We start from the raw sequence: 17439 nt of genomic DNA on the forward strand, positions 1-17439 counted from the left end.
CAGGAGGAGCGTCTCCCTCTCGATTTACGGACCAGATCGCCCGTCCGATCCCCGCACACTGCGCCGATCGGGAAGGTCGCCTGACGGATTCGGGCTGCCGCCAGTGTGCCACGCAAGTCGCGGACACCGCTCGAAGACAATGCTAGCTGAAGCGACAGCCGCCCGCCGAGCCGTTTCCATGAAAGCGCGCGCCAAGCCCACTGCCGCTCACCTTACCCCCGATCTCCTGCTCGTCGTCGTCCTCCTGCCGCTACTCCTCCTTGGCGTCGGTAGTTGGGAGGTATGTCGAGGGCGGGGAACGGTCGCGGAGTACCAAGCCCTGTCGCTGGATCGCGTGGCGCAGGAGGATCCCGAAGAGATCGCCGAGAAGCTGCTCACGGCGAGTGTGCGGATGCCGTTGGCCTGGGTCGCGGTCATCGGCGGCATCGTCGGGACAGGGGCCGGGCTGGCCGGGCTCGGGCTCGTGGAGCGGGCGGCGCGGCGGGGTGGCGCGTCACGGCCGGCGCTGGTGTCCACCTTCGCCACCGTGCGACGGGGGCTGCCGGCGGCGCTCGGGGTACTGGCGGTAGCGATCGCGCTCGGGCTCGTCGGCTCGATCCTGTTCGAACTCGCCGGCCTCCGCTTCGTCGAGACCGTCGACACCAACGATGGTAAGGCCGTGCTCGCAGGTCTCCTCTACATGGGGGTCGCACTCTGGGGCGCGTACAAGACGGTGCGGAATCTGCGCGGGACGGCCGCCCTCTTTACGCCCGTCCCAGCGCCGCTCGAAGCGCGGCCGGTCACGGAAGCCGATGCACCAGGACTTTTCGCGCTGCTCCGCGATCTCGCGCGCGACCGGCATGCTGCGACGCCCGATCTCGTCGTCGCGAGCGCAGCACACGGGTTCTTCGTCACCTCCTTCCCGTGGCAGCTCGAGCCCTCCAGGCACACGACGCGCGGGCGGGTGTTGCATCTGCCGCTGCCGATCGTCGCGACCTTCAGCCTCGACGAACTCCGCACCGTGCTCGGCCACGAACTCGCGCATTTCTCCGGCGAGGATACTGCCTACACGGAGCAGTTCCTGCCGATCGCCGTTGCGCTCAGCCGGAACGTCCAGGCGACCGCCTCGACGGTCGATTTCGGCCCGAGCTGGGTTGACCGGCAACTCGCCCGCTCGGTGATGCCCCACGCGACGCTCGCGGCCTACGCGCGCGACCGCTTCGACGGCGTCGTGAAAGTCTGGAGCCGTCTGCGTGAGCTCGAAGCCGATCGGGCCGGGATGGAAGCCGGCTCGCCCGACGCACTCGCCACCTCGCTCATCCGAGATGGGCTGGTCGGTGCGCAACTCCGGGCCGAGCTCGCCCGCATCGCCGCGCAGCCCGAAACGACGCCGCCCGACCTCTCGACCGCGATGGTCGCTCGAAGCCACCAGGGGCTCGGCGATCCGACACCCCATCTCGGCGACCACCTGCCCCACCCGACCGACAGCCACCCGACCACCCGCCAGCGGCTCGAGGCGGCGGGCATCACGCCCGATGCCACTCTCCTCGCCCGCGCCGCGCGGCCAGTGATGGCTGCGGAGTTCCGTGAGATCCAGTCGCTCTTCGCCGATTGGGATGCTCTGAGCCGAGACGTCACCGCTCTCGTGCGCACGGTCGCGGAGGGCAGGACAGCCGAGCACCAGCGCCGCCTTTGGGCGACCGCAGGCGCGATCGGGGCTGGCACACAGGCGCTCTACCCATCGAACGGACGCGCCGCGGCCGGCATCGGCCTCGCGGCGATCTTCTCGGCGTTCTTCACGGTCGCCGGCGTCCTCGCACTGCGCGACGAGGTCCTAGATCGTCCAACCGCGCTGCTGATGTCAGCCTGCGTCGCCGGCGGGCTCATCGGCCTCTGCTTCGCGGCTTTGTGGTCGTTCCGCACGCTCCGAGGTCGGCGGACACCGTTTCTGATCCTCGACATCGACGGCTTCTCCTCGCCCGGGCTCGATCGGCCGGTGCCGTGGCTCGCCGTCCGGTCGATCGATTTCGGGGTGGGATACTCGCCGACGCTGACCTTCACGCTGCACCCGGAGGCCGCGCTCCCGCGCCGGACAGGCGCCGTCAAACGTGTGCGATCCTTTGCAAACCAGCACACGGTGGTCGTGGCCGTCATGCCGCGCGGCATGAAGACTGCCGCATGCCGGGACCTGCTGACACGCCATCTCAACGCCGCCTACGCGCGGGCGGCGCTCAGCCGCGGCAAGCCGACGATCCCGGCCGTCACAGACGCATCACGACCGTGAAGCTCCGCTCTCCGAGCTCCTGCGCGATGCAAAACCGAGCTTCGATCCGATGCTGCTGCGCCTGATCCGGCACGTCCGCACGCTCGGGGCAATATCGGCATAGCAATCTACCGCCGCCCCGCGAGCCCGAAGCGGGTCAGGCATATGTGTTTGCTCCGAGATGACGATGCGATGTCGACCGCTTCGGTCGTCGCATCGGGCTGACTGGCGCCGGTATCCTCAGGCTCTCTGAAGGCCCCCGGCACGTACTGCGTGCGGCACTGGTCGTACTTGTTGCAGACGGAGAGCTTGGTGCAGATTGTCCGACCATCGGACTCGTAGATGTAGTAGGTCGCTTCCGAGTAGGGCGGTCGCGCAAAGATTTCCGTGCGCACGGTCATGCGCGGCGGCTCGGTGCCGGCAGCCCATGCCGTGGTCGCCACGACGGATGCCAAGCTCAGCGCGAGCAGGATCGTACGCATGTCTCGGTTCCTTCGAGGCGACGATATCGGTCGTCGGGCGCGGTTTCGGTGCGTGGTTCAGACGACCGCAGCCCTGAGCGGCCGCCCAGCGCATCCCGCGCTTGCATGCCTTCGTGACGGGACGTCCCGTCATCGACGGTACGCGAAGCGGAGACGCCGCATCGCTCGGAGTTTCACCGCGTGCACGGCAGGGGCTCGCAGCAGTTCGGCGCAGAACAGGATCGGTAGCGGCACCGGAGGTTCCGAGACCGGCCCATCCTTGTGCATAACGGCCATCGGGGTCCGGGCCGCCTCGGCCCGGACGGCCGCGGCGAGGGCCGTCAGCGGTTCGAGGCCGCCGCGGATGCGCTCAAGAACGACCGCACCCCAGCCGTGCCCTTGCTCCTTCAGATACGCGGAGTTCTGCGCCACCAAGCAGGCGGCGAAGGCGTAGCCCTCGACATCGCGACGGAGCGCAGCAGGGATCCACGGTTCGCGCGCGACGGCACAGGGCGAGAGCAGCGGCAGAAGGACGAGACCGATGATGCATCTGGTCGCTGATCGGCGAGAGGGAGATCGGCTTTCGACGGGCGGCGATGCCTGCACCATCCTCGGACCGACCAATGGCGTCTGCATGAGCCTGCCCGCATGAAGAATTGGCGCGCGCTCCTCGGTCGGCTGCTCAGCACGCCGCCGCTCCCGACGACTCGGCTCTCGGCGCGGGAAGCGACTGCCATCGCTGAAGCCGCCGCTTGGCGTGCCGGCGCTCCGGGAACCCATGGACACGCCGTCCTCGTTCGCAAAGACGGCGCTGCGGTCTGGTCGGTGGCTCAGGTCTCGATCGGCAGCGGCTGGCTCATCGACGTCGACGATGCGACCGGCACGGCGGGGCCGCTCCGGCGCTGGGGCCTTCGCTGACGCGGGCTGCGTATCGTCCACAGTTCGAGACCGCCGCGACACACATCTTCGATCCGGCCGCATCGATGGGATGGTCAGCATAGATGCGTCAGCTCGCGCTGCATATTCGCGCGCCCTGGACCGTCCAACGATGTCCGCGCCCGGACCGTGAGGAACAGCGTTCGGGCAGGATCGAGGGCTGCGCGCAGGAAGGCCGCGCGACCGTGCCGATAGGCGGCCTCGCCCACGACCGGGATGAACTCGCGCGCCACGCCCTCAGCATAGTCGTCATAGGTCGCGGGCTCGGCGCCGAGGATCGCCATGTCCATGTCGAGGAAGCCGGCGATGTCCTCGGCCTGCGTTGACGGAAGAGCGTTCGGGACGGTGTGGTGCTCGGTCGCCCGGACCATCGTCTCGGCCAACGCCAGCGTCGGCGCAGGGGCCAGACCATCCAGCCGTCGCCGCAACAGGTCGGCGCTGCGCGCCTCGTTGTCCTGGGCCCCTGGCACGTAGACCGCATCGTGGAACCAGATCGCCAGCTCGACGGCGTCGGGCACGTGGAAGGCGTCGCGGTTGGCGCGGAAATCATCGAGGAGCGCGTCGACATGCGCTTGACCGTGATAGACGCGCTGCGGCTCCGCCAACCGCGCACGCAGATCGGCCAGGACCAGGGGGTGACCGTCGAGCATGTCTCCGACTCCTAGCGACTTGCGTCCGTCGGATGCTGCCCACCGCGTGCCCGGACCGCGCGCCCGACGTGATGCCCTATTCGGACAGCGGCCTACAGGCAGCCGATCCCGAGCGTCAACGCCATGAACGGCAGGAGCGCGAGCACGACCCAGCCCATGATGCTCATCATGCTGAGCGGCAGTCCGAGGTCGAAGCCTCCCATCACGCAGGGGCGCACCTCCGCCTCGCTGAGTTCGCAACCGGCGAGGTCGCCGACGGCGAGCGCGATGCCGAACATGAGGGCCGGCAGCCAGACGATCAGGCATCCAACCAGAACCGCCGGGCCGATCGGGCGCCTCCAGCCGCGTCGGGCATGGCCATTGTCCCCAGGAGGGCCAGGCACGCACCTAGTCCTTCCGTGCGTAGAGACCGGTGAAGCTCACGTTGGCGCCTCCGCACGAGCCATTGTCACGCACCAGGAGGTAAGACCCGCGCCGTCGCATCCGAACCCGGCAATCAAACGGTTCGCCCTGCGCGTACGGCAGGGTCTCGTCGTCCAGGCCCATGGTGAAGGCGAGCTCGCCCGCCTCGGGGCGTGCGGTCCAGGCGATCTCGCCGGTGTGGACCGATCCGTGCTCGCGACGCCACCGGTCCCCCATGCCCCAGGTCGCCTCACCCCGGACCTTCATGGCTCCCCCGTCTCCTGGCTCGATCGTCACCGCCTGCTCAGGCCCGATCCAGCTGCCGGCCAAGTCGGAGGGCGACTGCGCTGCCTCGGGCAGGAGCGCCACGTCGGCACTCGGCAGCCAGCCGATCGTCGTGACGCCCTTCGCGCTGGTGTACCCGGCGCAGGTGTAGGCGCCTACGGTCTGGCCGGTGAGAACCGTATTGCCCGGGACCAGATACGCCCGCGCCCGACAGGCCGGGCTCGCGTTCGGGCAGCCCTTCGTCAGAACGTCGTCCTGTACGAAGTACGCGCGTGCCGTGCCCGCCTGCACCGTTGCGGCCCGTGCCTCGTCCCGCACGATATCGGACCACACGCAGCCCGCTTCGGCGGCCGGAGCGGCGAGCGCCACGACGACCGTGCCGAGCAGTGCAGACTTAGCCCACCCCATCCCGTCCCCCTTTGGATCAGAGCACCAACGCCTGGCCCACCGGGCCGGGCCGGACTTCCCTGCTCACTCACCGGCGTAGCGCCCCGCGCGCACGTAGGCGCCCGGCACGCACGGCCGCAGCCGTGCCAGGTCGGCCTCGGCCGCCGCCCGGCTCGCGTAGCCGCCGACCACCACGACATCGAAGCCCTCGGTGAAGCCCACGAACTTGCCCGAGAAGTCATTGAAGGGCTCCAGCCCGCAGCGGGCGACGTCAGCCGAGGCACGGCGCACCGCGTCCGACTGCACCTGCGTGTAGTCCGGGTCGGCGAACGAGCCTGCGACGATCCAGTACGGGCCTGCCGGCGTCGCGGCGCTCGACGCGGCACACGAGACCAGGCCGAGCAGCGCGAGCAAGGGCCCCCTCACGCCGATCCGCCATCGGCGGCCGTGGGCGAACCCGCCCGAGGCGATCTCCCTGGGCATCACGGTTCGACTGCGGCGACGTCGGCGGCCTGCAGCCAGCCGACGAACGGAGCCTTGCCGCCGCGGTAGGCCGCCCGCACCCAATCGCCTCGCCGCTCTAGGATCGTGACGGCATCGGCGTCGACGAGGTAGGGGCCGCGCCTCGGTGCGGGTCCGGGCTCGGGGCGCAGGGCGGCGCGCCGGGCGGTTACCAGAGCTACCCCCTGCCAGCGCCCGACATCCTCGCCCGCGTCCGGTGGTTCACCCTCGAGCGCATAAGGGCTGCCGACCATGCTGCCTGTGGTCATCGGGCAACCACCGTGATCCGCGAGCAGGCTCAGCGCAGCGCCGTCGGTGGTGAAGGCGAGCGTGCCGGAGATGCGCTCCGCCTCGCCCGGGTACCACGTCTCGACTGTGGCGCCGGATCGCGAGAGCGTCCCGCGCAGCAGGAAGATGCAGCTGAACGAGGGGGTGCCGTCGACTCCGCCCCGGCCCTCGGCGAAGACGCCGGCGACGTGATCGCCCTTAACCACCAGGGTCAGGCTGCCGTACCGCCCGGACCGTGGCGTCGGCTCGGCCAGCGCCCCGTCGCACACGGCCAGCGCCGCGATCAGACAGAGCGCGGCGCGGAGCGCCGGGCGGAGTCTAACCCGCACCCTCACAAGTTCTGCTCCAGGACCTTGACCACCGCCTCCACCCGATCCTTGAAGTCGGCCACGTTGGAGAAGGGGCGCCAATTGACGTCGAAGATCCCGTTCTCGAACTTGAGGCCGTTGGGGTAGTTCGAGGCCGGGGCGGTCTTCTCGTCGAAGCGGATCCGGACGCCGGTGAGCTTCGCCTTGACGGCGTCGCGGCCCATCTGGTCGCGACCGACCTGCTTCAGCCCGGCGGCCAGCGGCTCGAAGATCGTCGTCTCGAAGTAGGCCGGGTCGGCGTAGTATTTCGCGTCCCCGGCGATGGTGAGCTGGTCCCACGCCACCTCGACCGGCACCGGGAAGCCGGCCGCGTCCTGAATCGCCTTCTCCTGCGCCGGGTAGCGGCCCTCGCGGTAGGCGGCGATCGCGCGGCGCTCGGCCAGGCCGACCGTCGGCTCGGCCCGGACGGGGGCGGCGTAGAGCAGCAGCGCGGCGGTCGCGAGCGCGTTTCTGCGTGAGAGCATGTGTCGCGTATCCATCGGGAGGCGCCGAAGGTCCGTCGGCTCGGGTGGCGGGAGCGAAGAGCGGTTGTGCGTCATCATGGCGTCGGGCGGCACTGGACCGGCCCGGCAGCCTCGACCGAGAGACGACCGGTCCAGGCGAGACGCACCGGGAAGTAGACGATGCTAAGCGTGTCCCTGGGCGCTTTGCCGGTCCGGTAGGCTGCGGTGCAAACCTTCGAGGGTACGGTAAGGGTCGCGATTGGCTCGGGCAGCTTCTCCTCGCGAACGATCCGCGCCCAGCAGGCGGCGCCCTGCTTCGGGATCGAGCAGTCGGCCTGCACCCCGCGGCGGAAGGCGATCCGAAGGCCGTCATCCGCCACCGCGAAGCTGTCGATGCCCTCGTAGGTAGTCGTGTCCACGAACAGGGTGCGGCCGCTCGCGGCGTCGAGCACCGCGAAGGGCATCGTGCCGTTCGTGCTCGCCTGCTCGAAGACGAGGAACCTGGCCCGGCGACCGAGGAAGCGCTGCCCGCCGGTCGCGAGCTTGCGCGCGGCCGGACCGGGGGCGACGGCGCAGTTCGGCTCACGGCCGCCGGAGAGCGGGATGAGTGCGGCATCCTCCGGATCGGGCGTGTCGGTGTCGCTCTCGCGAACCATGAGATCCGCGTAGATGGTGCAGGTGATCTGCTTGCCCGCCACGTCCGTGGCGGTCTCGACCTTCCGGGGCGGGTCGAACCGCACCGCTTCCCAACCCTCGGCGACGGCCGGATCCGCGGCGAGGACCATCGCGAAGGCGGCGCAGCCTGAGAGTGGAAGCATACGGCTGCGTCTCACGTCCAACCTCTGCTATGGCGGCAGTGCCGGGAGTAGAGCCCGGCAGCCGGAGTGACGGAATGACCGGGCAACCGACGCGTATCGCGCTTCTGGGCACGCTGCTTCTGGCGCAATCGCTGGCGGCCCAGCCGGTGCATTTGGCTGAAGGGGGCGCGAGACTTCCCGCCGAGGTCCAACGCTACGTGACGCGCCGGTTGGGGTGCAATCACTGGACAGGCGAGGATGCCTACGACGAGGCCCGGGGACGGGACATCGCCACCGCCGTGAAGGAACTGCGCTGCGACGCCATCGACGCGGACGAGACGCGCCTGCGCCGCCGCTTCAAGGGGGATCTTCCGGTCCGGAAAGCCCTCGACGCGGCCCGCTACGCCAGTGGCTGACCGCCGGGCTCGAACGGACGACCCGGTCCGTCGACGGGTGATGCGGCTGATGCACGCCTTGCCCATCGCTCTCCTGCTCGCGCTCGGCCTCGCTCCGCTCTTCATCCTGTTCCCGGCCCCACCCGGTAGACCCGAGCACGACCCCACCTTGCGGCCGACAGCGCTGTGGCTCGGCACGGCGCTCCTCGGGGGACTCGCCGGCACCGTCGCGGGCTCGGCCCAGCCGATATACCGGACGGCGGCGCTCATCCTCGCCGCCTCCCTGCTGTCGATCCCGGCGATGCGCCTCGCGCTCTGGTCCGGCTTTCCCTTCCCGCACGGCCTCGCCGCGCGGCTCAGGCTGGATGGGGAGCCCGCGATGGACGCCGACCTGTACGAGATCTGGCTTCTCGCGTGGTTCGCGTGTCTCTGCCTGACCGTTCTGTGCTGGCGTGCCCTCAGGCGGCTTCGCGTGGCGAAGAGCGCTACCACCACGTCCATTGCCCCGAGATCGCGTCGGACGGGACTAGACCGATGAGGGCGCGCACGCGCCAGAGCCGGTCGCCGAGCCAGCGCGAGACGGGTCCGAGAGCGGGCACGAGCGGCATCTCCGCGAGGCCGGGGATCTCGACGCGCCCGCTCTCCCAGCGTGAATCCCCGGAGGCTTCGGCGAGGAGCTGCATCATGTCGAGGTGGACGACTCCGCGGATCGCCCCCGCGCGATCCCGGAGCACGATCCAGCCCGGTGCGTCGCCGCTCCCGCCGGGCATGGCAAAGAGCATCGGGCGCCGACACACCGTCAGCGTCCAGGCACGGTCGGGACTCGCCGCGTCGAGCCAGGGATCGCCGCAGGCCAGCCGCCGCTCCGGAGCCTGGCAGAACGCCAGCACGCCGGCCACCGAGATGACGGTCGACACGACGCCGACGCGCGCCGCGGGCCGGCGCGGTGTCCGGGGCGCGGGCACTCATCCGGCCGCGCGGCGGTTGCGCACCAGGGCGAGCAGCGCCGCGCCGATGCAGGCCGCGATTGCGCCGGCGCCCCCGACAAGGGTGATCGTCCGATTCCAGAGCCGATCGAGACCGAGGTCGGTGGTGACGAGGTCCGGACGTGCCGGGTCGGCCATCACCGCGATGCTGTAGTCCCCGACATGGACGCCGGTGAACACGTAGTTCACCCGCCGCGTCACGGGACCGGCGGCGGTGCGCAGAGCGAGCGTGGCGTCGCAGATATGGATGACGATCTTGGAGGTGCACTTGCCGTCGCTCACCCGCGCGTTCGGGATCGGCTGCGCCGAGTCGCGAACCTGCCAGTCGGAGAGCACCGCCGGCGCCGTGTAGACACCCGCGGCGACCAGGATGGCGCCGAGCGCCACGACCCCGAACAGCACCCAGAACGTATTCAGCCAGCCCTGGCCCCGAGGCGGCAGGCGCAAGGGTGCGGTGTGATCGGGGGATGCGGTCATGAGCGCTCAGGCGACGTCGGTTTCGGAACGGGCGGCGCGGCCGGCGGCGGTCTCGGCCAGAATCTGCCGGGCCTGCGCGGCGGTGCGGTAGCGGCCGATCAGGTCGGCGAAGTCCTGCGGCTTCATCTTGCGCGGCAAGCCGTGGGCGATCGTCACGATGCGGCGCTTGGCATCCAGCTTGAGGCCGCGTCCGCGCGGCACCCGCTGGGGGAACGCGGCTTCTGGCGGCAGCAGCAGGCGCGTGACCATGCCGGTCTGGTTCAGGGTCATGTCGAGATCGGCGATATCGTCCCACGGGATCGTCCGGTCGAGGGCCGGCACCATCAGCCCCTCCGGGCTGAGAACCATGATGACGGGCTCGCCGCGCGACAGTACGAGGGCTGCAGCCCCACCCAAGAGCGCGGACAAGATCAGCGCCGTGACGAGAACCACCTGCGCCTCATGCGGCGAGATCCCCGGGATGCGGAACAGGGCGAAGGCGAGCGCCGCGGCTGCGAACAGGCCGCCACCCACCGCAAGGGCGAACCCGCGCGGGCGATAGTTTGCTCGCAGAACCCGCTCCTCGGTACCGACCTCCGCGGCGGTCGCCTCCAGATGCGCCCGGATCGCTGCTTCACGGGCCTGGACCGCGCCGAGAAAGTCGTTCGTCGTCGCCCGGCACAGCGTGGACGGATCGGCGAAATAGGCGGCGAGTTGTCCGATGGCATGGGCCGGCGGCGGCGTACCGGCCGCACTCAGCAGGTCCGCGTCGATCGTCAGCCCCAGGGCGGCGATGCGCTCGCGGGTCGGCGGATGGGTGTCGGTGGGATGAACCTGTTCATCCTCCAGATGTCCCGCCGGGTCGGCGAGGCCGCGCGCGACCGCGCGATCGAGCACCGCCGCCACGAGGTCGGACGGTGCCGCCTCCGGTGCGCTGGCCGCCTCGTCCAGCGTCTCGGCGATGCGCGGGCCCACAGCACCGTAGCGCAGGAGCGCCCGTGCCGAGGCGGCGGGCGAGGTCACCGCGGCGCCGGCCGCGTCGGCCGCGAACTCACGCACTCGGCTCCAGTGGCGTACCGCGAGGTGGAAGCGGTCCATCACGAACAGGCCGAGACGCACGGACGGTCCGAGCAGGCCGAGCGAGCTCCGGTGGCGCTCGGCAACCGCGTCGAGGGATCGCCCGACGCCCGCGTAGATCGGCAGGAAGCGCTGGCTGTAGGCCGTGTCGCCACCGGCGTAGTGCGCGAGTTCGTGGCTGATGATCGCCGCCGTCTCCAAGCCGCGCATGAGAGCGAGATAAGGCAGCGGCACGTAGAGGATCCGGCCCGTCAGCCGCGCGCCGCCGGGTTCGAGCACGGCCGGCCCGGCACTGACGAAGAACCCCTCGGTGAGGCCGACAACCAAAACCTCGGGCTTGAGCGCGCTCATCCGCTCGGCAAGTCTCTCGACGAGGCTCCACAGGCCCGGCGCCTCGGTCGGAGCGATCTGCCGGCCCAGGATCGGCAGAGGATCGGGCTCGAAGGCGTCGAGGGCTCGGCGCAGGCCGATGAGGGCGCCTCCCGCACCGAGCATCGTGCCCCCGACTGCGACGGTGGCGATGCCCATGAGCTTCATCCCGCCGCCGGTGAAGCCGCCCTGGATGAGGATCCCCACCTCGAACACGACGACGGCGACGAACCCAGCGGTGGCCGCCAGGATCTGGGCGGCGAGCGTTGCCGGAAGCAGCCGGCGCACCGCCGAGAAGCCGCGCACCAGCGCGTCGCGCGAGCCGCGGCCCCACCTTCCGAGCAGACCGCCGGCGAGCAGCACGAGCACGGAGAGCGCGGCCGCGATGCCGCCGCCCGCGACCGCGACCGGCGGCAACGCGCGCCGCCAATCCATCACCGCGGCGAGCGTCCCGGCCTCGTCTCGGGCCTCGCGCGCTTTCACGACGGCGTAGGGTCCGCCATAGTTCTGGCCGCCGTGGCGGAACTGCAGGCGGAAATCGGGGCGCCCGTCTCGCGGCGACCGGGCTTCCAGATCCGCCACGACGGCGGCGAGGTGGTCGCGCTCGGCGGCGTACGCACGCCAATCGTCGGCACCGCGCTGCGTTTCCCAGAGCCCGAGCAGCAGGATCGCCAGGGGCAGCAACACGGTTGCCGCGACGAGACTGGCGAGCGCTCGAGGGCGAGAGGGCGCATGCGGGGGCGTTGCCTCGGGGATAGCCGTCTCCTGACGTGCGACCATCGATAGCCACGCGGCGCAACTGCGCTCAGCCGATCGAAGGATCAACCGAAATCGAAATAGACGTAGCGCCGTTAAAACCCTATCCGACCGAGGGAAAGATTGGGCGCAATCGATATCGCTTCCGGTTAGAGCGCAGGATTTCTACCCTAACGAAGGGCTGCGTCAACCGAATGCTATCCTGATGGGTCCGACAGGGTAATGTTCGATCCTGATGGGAGGTACGAGGCTCGGCGACTATTCCACCCGTCGGTTCGGAGCCGCCCTACACAACCGGTGTAGATACGCCGGCACCCGCACGGCGGCGGCGAGATGGTTGGCGCCGTAAAGCCACAGGATCGGTGCAAGCAGGCCGAAGATCGCGAGCGCGGGGCTGTCGAGCGCGAAGCCGCCGAGCCCGGCGGCGATCGCAGACACCGCGAGGCACAGCATCAAGCCACCTTGAAGCGAGAAGGCATAGTGCAGCGTGCGATCTGGACCGTGCCGGATGATGCCGTCCGTGACGAAGCCCAAAACCGAGCCACGCCCGTCCGACCCGCTCGACACGATCAGGACTTCGCCCGGCGTCAGATGCGCCCGGCATCCGCGCCTGTGCAGATCAGCCAGCACGTACGATAGGAGTTCCGCCTCGTCACAGACGGGTGATAAGGCGATTATGCCACGGACGTGTGGGGCATGCACCTTCGGGTAGCAGGACGGCAGCTTCGGCGTAGCGGCCGCCAACCCTCCAAACATGAGCCTCATGCGAACACCCGTCCACCATCGCGCGCGCTGCGATAAACGCGGTGGCCGAAGCATCGCATGGGTTCTCGACACTCGTCATGTCCACCGACCCCAGTTCAGGACGATGCTGTGCAGCGTCCCGGTGCCGCGCGGAAAGCCGAACGCCATGCTGCCGCCCGCGCGGGGATAGGCGAGGTAGAAGGTCGGCAATTCCGGTCTCACATCCCCCCAGTTCGCCGATCCGTAACGTGCGCGGATCCCCTCGGGCGTGACCGGCAGGCCGGGATGGGTGGTGAGGATGGCGATGCCCGCGGGACGGGTGCGGGACAGGCGCATCTCCAGATCGGCGAATGGCGAGCCGGCTGACGCATCGGCGAAGAACTGTCGATAGGATGCGTTGGTCGCCTCGCCAAGTCGCAACCGTCGCATGCCCAGGGCCTGTGCGATGGCACGTGCTCCGCGCAGGCGTGCGGCGAAGGCAACCTCCGCTGGCGCGAACGGGTCGAGATCGGCGGCTGACGCCGCCCGTGGCAAGGATGCTGTCGCCATCACGGCCGAGCGAAGCAGTGCTCGACGGCCCGGATCGACAGGATCCCATTGGTCCGACTCCTGTCGCCTTATGCGCGCCATCGCCGTCCTCATCGTGCGTCGAACGGTCGGACCGGAACAGTCCCCCCGAGTGGGATCGGGCCGACGTGCCGCGCGATCAGCCCATAGTTCGGGTCGTCAGGCGTGTAGCGGAACCGCGCGTCGCCGATCAGGCCGTCGGGCCCTTCCGCGCGCAACGTCAGGACGATGCTACCGTCCGCCTCACGGGACGCCACGCCGACGGCGCCGACCTGGCGAGGTCGCGATACGTGGTTCGCCGGCGTAGGTCCGGGGGCTTGTGCGTGAGCGGTACCGATGATGGTGGTCGCCAGCGCGATCGCAAGCAGTGTCGGGCCACCGGCGAGCGAGCGGCCGCGGTCGCGATGCCGACGCTTGACCGCCCAGGGTTGACCAGCGAAGCTGATTCGCCACATCGCGACCTCCAGCGTAGCGGCTCGCAGCACTGTGCGACGGCGGGTCATCCGGTCCATCTTCCAAGAGGGGCCGATGCGCAAGTTCGCGTTTGCGCTGTTGTTGATGGCGGGTCTGCTTGCCGCGACGCGGTTGTTCACCGGCATCTACTATCGTACCGACAGCGCCCTCGCGTACTTCGTGCTCAAGCTGAGGCCCGACGTGACGGTCGAACGCACCAGGGTTGACGACTCCGATTTCCAGCGGGTGGTGGTGCTCGACGACGACGAACTCGACCTAGCGTATGGCGGGCTCTACCGCAGGTCTATGGCCGCTGCTCCCGTGGCCGTGGTGGGCCTCGCCGGCCTCGGTCTCGTACTCTTGCGTCGCAGGGTGGCCTGACGAAGTCCCGATCCATCTTGACTTGGTGTGGATCACTCAGCGTGGTGGCAGCTTATCAGATTTAGCACGGAGACGACGCGAGGCGGAAACGACGGCCCAGGCCGCCGCCAGCGCCATAGGCGCCATGAACAGGCTCATCGCGAGCTTCAGGGCCGGATCCGTCGGCCAAAGCCAGATGAGGCCGAGCATCAGGCCTGTGCCGGACGCGCCCAGGTGCCAACCGCGGATGAGGTCCTGGGACGCATGCGGATCCCGACGAGCGATCCTGCGACCGCCACGGATCTGCAACACGAGCGTCGGGCCTGCGATGACGACCGGGATGGCGGCGGGCCACAACGGTCCGAGTGCCTCGGATCGCACGTCCAGAAGGGCGACGATCACGAAGAAGACTCCGTTGATCAGCGCCCCGCTGAGCGTGAGCGAACCGATCGCCATCGCGGTCCGCAACTCCGGCGGGACGGGGTGTAGCCCAGCGGGCAACGTTCCTGGTGTCAGGTAAGTGGGCGGGCGCGCGCCGCCGGGTAGGCTGGATCTGCGGAGGGCGATGACGCCGGCCAGCGCGAACACAACCGTAACGCCCACGACGACCGACATCCCCCCGGGGCTGTCCAACGCTCCCTGACCCTGGAACAGCGGGTGGTCGGCGTGGCGGTGTTCCGCGGTCAGCAAGGCCCCGAGCGCCAGAGCCGGAGCGACGAGGAGAGCGATCCCGACCGTGTTCACCGCCCAGGCGCGGAAGCCGAGCAGCGGCGTCGTCCAGCACAGCAGCGGAACGGTGAGGAGCCAGAACACGGGGCTGCCACGCGGATTGCCGCCGGGGGGAAGCAGGACGAAGAGCCAACCGCACAGTGCGGCGAGCACCGCGAACACGGCTGCGAGCATCGCGAGGTTTGCGGCCGGCTCCCGCTTAAGAGCTGGCACTCGCGCCGCCCAGGTCTCGTCCGTCCCTCTACTGATAGGCTCACTCCATGATTCGACGCTGCGGCATCTCGTGGTCGGCCGTGCGTAAATCAATTTGTCGGCAAATCCCGTCTACAGCGACGGTACGACATCGGCCCCTCGGTCGATATAGTGCGTGGAACGGGAGTTCATAATCGGGGCGAAAGTGCGTTTGCGTTCGTGATCGAGTATCGAACAAGCCGAATGGTAGACGTGAAGGCTTATGTGACTCTTGCTGCTCCATCGTCCGGGAGGAACCCGGCAGCGTCGACCAGATCCTATCGCGGCGATGGCTGAACGAACGTGCGAGGCTATGATCATAGGACGATGCCTTTCTAATCCTAGAGCCGAGGTCGCAGACGACACATCGCCGGTTCGGTGACACGTGCTCGCGGCGGCGGCATCGAAAGCAGCTCTCATCGACGAGGGAGGCTCGCCACCAGGTCGCGGAACGTCGCGGTGAAGGCTGCGTCGCACGCGCGCGCTGGCATGAACTGGAACATGGTGTCGTCCCGGTAGACGAGCAGCATGCGGGCGTCCTCGGCCCAGGCGATGTACTCGTTCCAAGGTGTGCGTACGTCCTGTTGGGCGGTCAGCGCGCGCAAACCCACCGCATCGAGTTCGACCCGCCAGTCCAGGCCGAGGTTCGGCTGGCGTCGGCGAAAGTCACCTATCCCCAGTGGCAGGAGCGCGTACAGGGCGACGCGCAGGATCGCCGTAAAGAGCAGCATGCCGAGCATGGCGAGCGCCGCCTGCCATAAAGCTGCGGTGGGCTCGGTCGCGACCGTGACGATGCCGGCGCACGCGGCGAGGAAGAGCGGCTGCAGCAGGGTACGCGGTTGGCGCCAGCGCCAGCGCAAGTGCAGCCGCTGCGCAGCCACCAGATCGGCTCGGGTAACGATCCAGCTCCGACTCGCAGCGAGGACCGGCCTAGTCGGCGCGATCCCCTCCGGAGTGCCGATCCCATCGAGAGGGGGCCGGGTACCATCGTTGGGCCGAGCTCGGCGGTCGTAGTCGTGGAAGTGGCGGAGCCTTTCGCGCGCCTCGGACGCGAGTGCGTGCTGAGGTACGATGTGGAAGAGACGTGGAGCGTAGTAGAGCAAGATGACATGGGCGTCTTCGCGCCAGCGCACGATCCCAGCCCAGGGCACGTTGGTCACGCCGTCCATGTCGTTGAATCGGACGGCCGCCGTATCGGCATCCAGTTGGACGGGGGCTCGGGCGAGCTTGCTCCGAGCATGGAGGAGGCGGGCTCGCCGGGGGACAATCCAGCGGATCATCGCAAACGGTACCGCGATCGCGCCGAACACACCGCAGCCGAAGACGATGGCGACGCCCATCGGATCGTTAGGTAGGGCGAGGTGGAGAAAACCGCCAAGGACGATCAGCGTTATCGTGGCCGCCAGGAACGTCGGCCATCGCCGTGCTTCGATGCGGTAGTGCAAGCGAAAGGCCCGACTGAGGTCGTCGGGCGTCAACGTGTAGGTGGCCTGGACGGAAGGGCCGACTGATTCGCTAGGTCGAGGCATAATTCGTGGAAGGCCGCCCGAATGCTACGTCTGCCTACGGATACTCTCGTCGAGCGGCGAGAGAAAGCTAGATGATACGGATCGAAACCCCCGCGTTGCGGGGATGTCTGCTTCTGAGCGAAGCACAGCTCATCGAGAGCGGCGATATCGAGTCGCGAGGATGTCGTCCGCTTTTCTGACGAATGCTCTACGAAGCGGACCAGCCGCTTTCGGCCAGCTTCGTTCTCGCCAGTAGGCCCATCGGGATGACTGGGGTGGGTGGTTTTCCGCCGGTCCGCTTCCCTGAGGCTTATGCTTAGAAGCGGACGTCGACATAGCTTCAGTCCCCGCCGCGACGCGGAGGCACCGGTCGCGTCGAACGTCTCGTTCCCTCGGTGTGAAACTCCAGGCCAACGCTCGTGCTGCCGCGCAGTGGCCCGCATTTCAGGCGAGTACGACAGGGCCACGCGCAACGTTTTGGTCAGGCTCTGCTGGCAGTATCGCCGCCTATAGAGGCCTATAAGGCAAGAGACTGGACGAGAACGATGCGGATCGTGTCAAGCGGCGAAGTGGAAGCCACGACGATCCAGCTCTCGGAAATTCTCGGTGCACTGAGCCACGCCCTCGACCTCACGGAGGGTCAGCCCGTCGGCCATTGCGTCCGCGCGACTTGGATCGGCTTCCACATCGGTCGTGAGCTAGGCCTTCCGGATCTGCAGCTCTGGGAACTCTACCACACGGTGATGTTGAAGGACCTCGGTTGCTCCAGCAACGCCGCGCGCATCTGCGAGCTTTATCTCTCCGACGACCTCAGCTTCAAGCGTGACTTCAAGACGGTGAGCGACAGCATGCCCCAGGTGCTCGGCTTCGTCTTTTCTCACACGGGTCTCAAGGCAGGCCTCGCCGAACGCTTCCGCGCTGTGCTCAACATCCTGCAGAACGGCGGCACGATCGTCGACGACCTTATCCAGACGCGCTGCCAGCGCGGCGCGCAGATTGCCCGTCAGCTTCGCTTCCCGGCGAGCGTCTGCGAAGCCATCCACGCGCT

At 68.9% G+C, this 17439-nt stretch carries 22 protein-coding genes and 1 pseudogene; 6 read left to right on the forward strand and 17 right to left on the reverse strand.

The window, feature by feature from the left end; translation table 11 throughout:
• The first annotated feature begins 178 nt into the window (after positions 1 to 178).
• Complete coding sequence (locus ACLBX9_RS12015) at positions 179 to 2263, forward strand: M48 family metalloprotease (RefSeq protein WP_447719074.1); 2085 nt, start codon at positions 179 to 181, stop codon at positions 2261 to 2263.
• Positions 2264 to 2370: 107 nt separating this feature from the next.
• On the opposite strand, the gene ACLBX9_RS12020 is transcribed toward ACLBX9_RS12015, so the two are convergent.
• The gene (locus tag ACLBX9_RS12020) at positions 2371 to 2724 is read right to left on the reverse strand and encodes a hypothetical protein (protein ID WP_447719075.1); all 354 of its coding nucleotides are present in this window, start codon (positions 2722 to 2724) and stop codon (positions 2371 to 2373) included.
• Between the two features lie 129 nt (positions 2725 to 2853).
• Complete coding sequence (locus ACLBX9_RS12025) at positions 2854 to 3339, reverse strand: hypothetical protein (protein WP_447719076.1); 486 nt, start codon at positions 3337 to 3339, stop codon at positions 2854 to 2856.
• Positions 3340 to 3351: 12 nt separating this feature from the next.
• On the opposite strand from ACLBX9_RS12025, the gene ACLBX9_RS12030 reads away from it, so the two are divergent.
• Positions 3352 to 3621 carry a hypothetical protein gene (locus ACLBX9_RS12030; RefSeq protein WP_447719077.1) on the forward strand — a complete coding sequence of 90 codons (270 nt, stop codon included), beginning with the start codon at positions 3352 to 3354 and terminating at the stop codon, positions 3619 to 3621.
• Between the two features lie 74 nt (positions 3622 to 3695).
• Here the strand turns inward: ACLBX9_RS12030 and ACLBX9_RS12035 are convergent, their stop codons facing one another.
• From ACLBX9_RS12035 to ACLBX9_RS12065, 7 genes are all read right to left on the reverse strand, one after another.
• Complete coding sequence (locus ACLBX9_RS12035) at positions 3696 to 4289, reverse strand: HD domain-containing protein (RefSeq protein ID WP_447719078.1); 594 nt, start codon at positions 4287 to 4289, stop codon at positions 3696 to 3698.
• A gap of 92 nt (positions 4290 to 4381) precedes the next feature.
• Positions 4382 to 4672 carry a hypothetical protein gene (locus tag ACLBX9_RS12040; protein WP_447719079.1) on the reverse strand — a complete coding sequence of 97 codons (291 nt, stop codon included), beginning with the start codon at positions 4670 to 4672 and terminating at the stop codon, positions 4382 to 4384.
• 4 nt (positions 4673 to 4676) lie between these two features.
• Positions 4677 to 5384, reverse strand: a complete 708-nt coding sequence (locus ACLBX9_RS12045) for a hypothetical protein (RefSeq protein WP_447719080.1) — start codon at positions 5382 to 5384, stop codon at positions 4677 to 4679.
• Between the two features lie 63 nt (positions 5385 to 5447).
• Positions 5448 to 5846, reverse strand: a complete 399-nt coding sequence (locus tag ACLBX9_RS12050; protein ID WP_447719081.1) for an SPOR domain-containing protein — start codon at positions 5844 to 5846, stop codon at positions 5448 to 5450.
• Positions 5846 to 6481: a hypothetical protein gene (locus ACLBX9_RS12055; RefSeq protein ID WP_447719082.1), complete on the reverse strand. Its 636-nt coding sequence runs from the start codon at positions 6479 to 6481 to the stop codon at positions 5846 to 5848. Before ACLBX9_RS12055 ends, ACLBX9_RS12050 begins: the two co-directional genes overlap by 1 nt.
• A gap of 2 nt (positions 6482 to 6483) precedes the next feature.
• Positions 6484 to 6984, reverse strand: coding sequence for a hypothetical protein (locus ACLBX9_RS12060; protein ID WP_447719083.1), 501 nt, complete (start codon positions 6982 to 6984; stop codon positions 6484 to 6486).
• 74 nt (positions 6985 to 7058) lie between these two features.
• Positions 7059 to 7781, reverse strand: coding sequence for a hypothetical protein (locus tag ACLBX9_RS12065; RefSeq protein ID WP_447719084.1), 723 nt, complete (start codon positions 7779 to 7781; stop codon positions 7059 to 7061).
• A 74-nt stretch (positions 7782 to 7855) separates the two neighbouring features.
• On the opposite strand from ACLBX9_RS12065, the gene ACLBX9_RS12070 reads away from it, so the two are divergent.
• Both ACLBX9_RS12070 and ACLBX9_RS12075 read left to right on the forward strand, forming a co-directional pair.
• Positions 7856 to 8176, forward strand: coding sequence for a hypothetical protein (locus ACLBX9_RS12070; protein ID WP_447719085.1), 321 nt, complete (start codon positions 7856 to 7858; stop codon positions 8174 to 8176).
• A gap of 49 nt (positions 8177 to 8225) precedes the next feature.
• Entirely contained in the window at positions 8226 to 8693 is a 468-nt protein-coding gene (locus ACLBX9_RS12075; RefSeq protein ID WP_447719086.1) for a hypothetical protein, read from the forward strand.
• Here the strand turns inward: ACLBX9_RS12075 and ACLBX9_RS12080 are convergent.
• The 6 genes from ACLBX9_RS12080 to ACLBX9_RS12105 form a co-directional block, all read right to left on the reverse strand.
• Positions 8641 to 9072: a hypothetical protein gene (locus tag ACLBX9_RS12080; RefSeq protein WP_447719087.1), complete on the reverse strand. Its 432-nt coding sequence runs from the start codon at positions 9070 to 9072 to the stop codon at positions 8641 to 8643. The two genes, ACLBX9_RS12075 and ACLBX9_RS12080, sit on opposite strands and share 53 nt — an antisense overlap.
• A gap of 48 nt (positions 9073 to 9120) precedes the next feature.
• Positions 9121 to 9618: a hypothetical protein gene (locus ACLBX9_RS12085; protein WP_447719088.1), complete on the reverse strand. Its 498-nt coding sequence runs from the start codon at positions 9616 to 9618 to the stop codon at positions 9121 to 9123.
• Positions 9619 to 9624: 6 nt separating this feature from the next.
• Entirely contained in the window at positions 9625 to 11730 is a 2106-nt protein-coding gene (locus tag ACLBX9_RS12090) for a M48 family metalloprotease (protein WP_447719089.1), read from the reverse strand.
• A 327-nt stretch (positions 11731 to 12057) separates the two neighbouring features.
• Positions 12058 to 12429, reverse strand: a complete 372-nt coding sequence (locus ACLBX9_RS12095) for a hypothetical protein (RefSeq protein WP_447719090.1) — start codon at positions 12427 to 12429, stop codon at positions 12058 to 12060.
• 210 nt (positions 12430 to 12639) lie between these two features.
• Positions 12640 to 13185, reverse strand: coding sequence for a hypothetical protein (locus ACLBX9_RS12100; RefSeq protein WP_447719091.1), 546 nt, complete (start codon positions 13183 to 13185; stop codon positions 12640 to 12642).
• Complete coding sequence (locus ACLBX9_RS12105; protein ID WP_447719092.1) at positions 13182 to 13613, reverse strand: hypothetical protein; 432 nt, start codon at positions 13611 to 13613, stop codon at positions 13182 to 13184. Before ACLBX9_RS12105 ends, ACLBX9_RS12100 begins: the two co-directional genes overlap by 4 nt.
• Positions 13614 to 13638: 25 nt before the next feature.
• Between ACLBX9_RS12105 and ACLBX9_RS12110 the strand changes: the two genes are divergently transcribed.
• On the forward strand, positions 13639 to 13944 hold the full coding sequence (locus tag ACLBX9_RS12110) for a hypothetical protein (protein ID WP_447719093.1): 306 nt from the start codon (positions 13639 to 13641) through the stop codon (positions 13942 to 13944).
• 36 nt (positions 13945 to 13980) lie between these two features.
• Here ACLBX9_RS12110 and ACLBX9_RS12115 read toward each other — a convergent pair whose 3' ends face one another.
• A complete protein-coding gene (locus tag ACLBX9_RS12115; RefSeq protein ID WP_447719094.1) occupies positions 13981 to 14826 on the reverse strand; it encodes a hypothetical protein in 846 nt (281 codons plus the stop codon).
• Between the two features lie 473 nt (positions 14827 to 15299).
• A complete protein-coding gene (locus tag ACLBX9_RS12120) occupies positions 15300 to 16361 on the reverse strand; it encodes a YcxB family protein (RefSeq protein ID WP_447719095.1) in 1062 nt (353 codons plus the stop codon).
• A 575-nt stretch (positions 16362 to 16936) separates the two neighbouring features.
• Here ACLBX9_RS12120 and ACLBX9_RS12125 point away from each other — a divergent pair.
• Positions 16937 to 17439, forward strand: a pseudogene (locus tag ACLBX9_RS12125) (metal-dependent phosphohydrolase); the annotation flags it as partial.

This window comes from Methylobacterium sp. A49B (assembly GCF_053346215.1).

Bases quoted from the DNA above. Each gene is read 5' to 3' on its own strand.
- ACLBX9_RS12015 (WP_447719074.1), top strand. From the start codon at position 179: ATGAAAGCGCGCGCCAAGCCCACTGCCGCTCACCTTACCCCCGATCTC.
- ACLBX9_RS12060 (WP_447719083.1), bottom strand. From the start codon at position 6,984: ATGCTCTCACGCAGAAACGCGCTCGCGACCGCCGCGCTGCTGCTCTAC.
- ACLBX9_RS12085 (WP_447719088.1), bottom strand. From the start codon at position 9,618: ATGACCGCATCCCCCGATCACACCGCACCCTTGCGCCTGCCGCCTCGG.
- ACLBX9_RS12115 (WP_447719094.1), bottom strand. From the start codon at position 14,826: ATGCTCGCAGCCGTGTTCGCGGTGCTCGCCGCACTGTGCGGTTGGCTC.
- ACLBX9_RS12105 (WP_447719092.1), bottom strand. From the start codon at position 13,613: ATGACCCGCCGTCGCACAGTGCTGCGAGCCGCTACGCTGGAGGTCGCG.
- ACLBX9_RS12045 (WP_447719080.1), bottom strand. From the start codon at position 5,384: ATGGGGTGGGCTAAGTCTGCACTGCTCGGCACGGTCGTCGTGGCGCTC.
- ACLBX9_RS12030 (WP_447719077.1), top strand. From the start codon at position 3,352: ATGAAGAATTGGCGCGCGCTCCTCGGTCGGCTGCTCAGCACGCCGCCG.
- ACLBX9_RS12065 (WP_447719084.1), bottom strand. From the start codon at position 7,781: ATGCTTCCACTCTCAGGCTGCGCCGCCTTCGCGATGGTCCTCGCCGCG.
- ACLBX9_RS12110 (WP_447719093.1), top strand. From the start codon at position 13,639: ATGCGCAAGTTCGCGTTTGCGCTGTTGTTGATGGCGGGTCTGCTTGCC.
- ACLBX9_RS12035 (WP_447719078.1), bottom strand. From the start codon at position 4,289: ATGCTCGACGGTCACCCCCTGGTCCTGGCCGATCTGCGTGCGCGGTTG.
- ACLBX9_RS12025 (WP_447719076.1), bottom strand. From the start codon at position 3,339: ATGCAGACGCCATTGGTCGGTCCGAGGATGGTGCAGGCATCGCCGCCC.
- ACLBX9_RS12050 (WP_447719081.1), bottom strand. From the start codon at position 5,846: ATGCCCAGGGAGATCGCCTCGGGCGGGTTCGCCCACGGCCGCCGATGG.
- ACLBX9_RS12020 (WP_447719075.1), bottom strand. From the start codon at position 2,724: ATGCGTACGATCCTGCTCGCGCTGAGCTTGGCATCCGTCGTGGCGACC.
- ACLBX9_RS12070 (WP_447719085.1), top strand. From the start codon at position 7,856: ATGACCGGGCAACCGACGCGTATCGCGCTTCTGGGCACGCTGCTTCTG.
- ACLBX9_RS12100 (WP_447719091.1), bottom strand. From the start codon at position 13,185: ATGAGGACGGCGATGGCGCGCATAAGGCGACAGGAGTCGGACCAATGG.
- ACLBX9_RS12075 (WP_447719086.1), top strand. From the start codon at position 8,226: ATGCACGCCTTGCCCATCGCTCTCCTGCTCGCGCTCGGCCTCGCTCCG.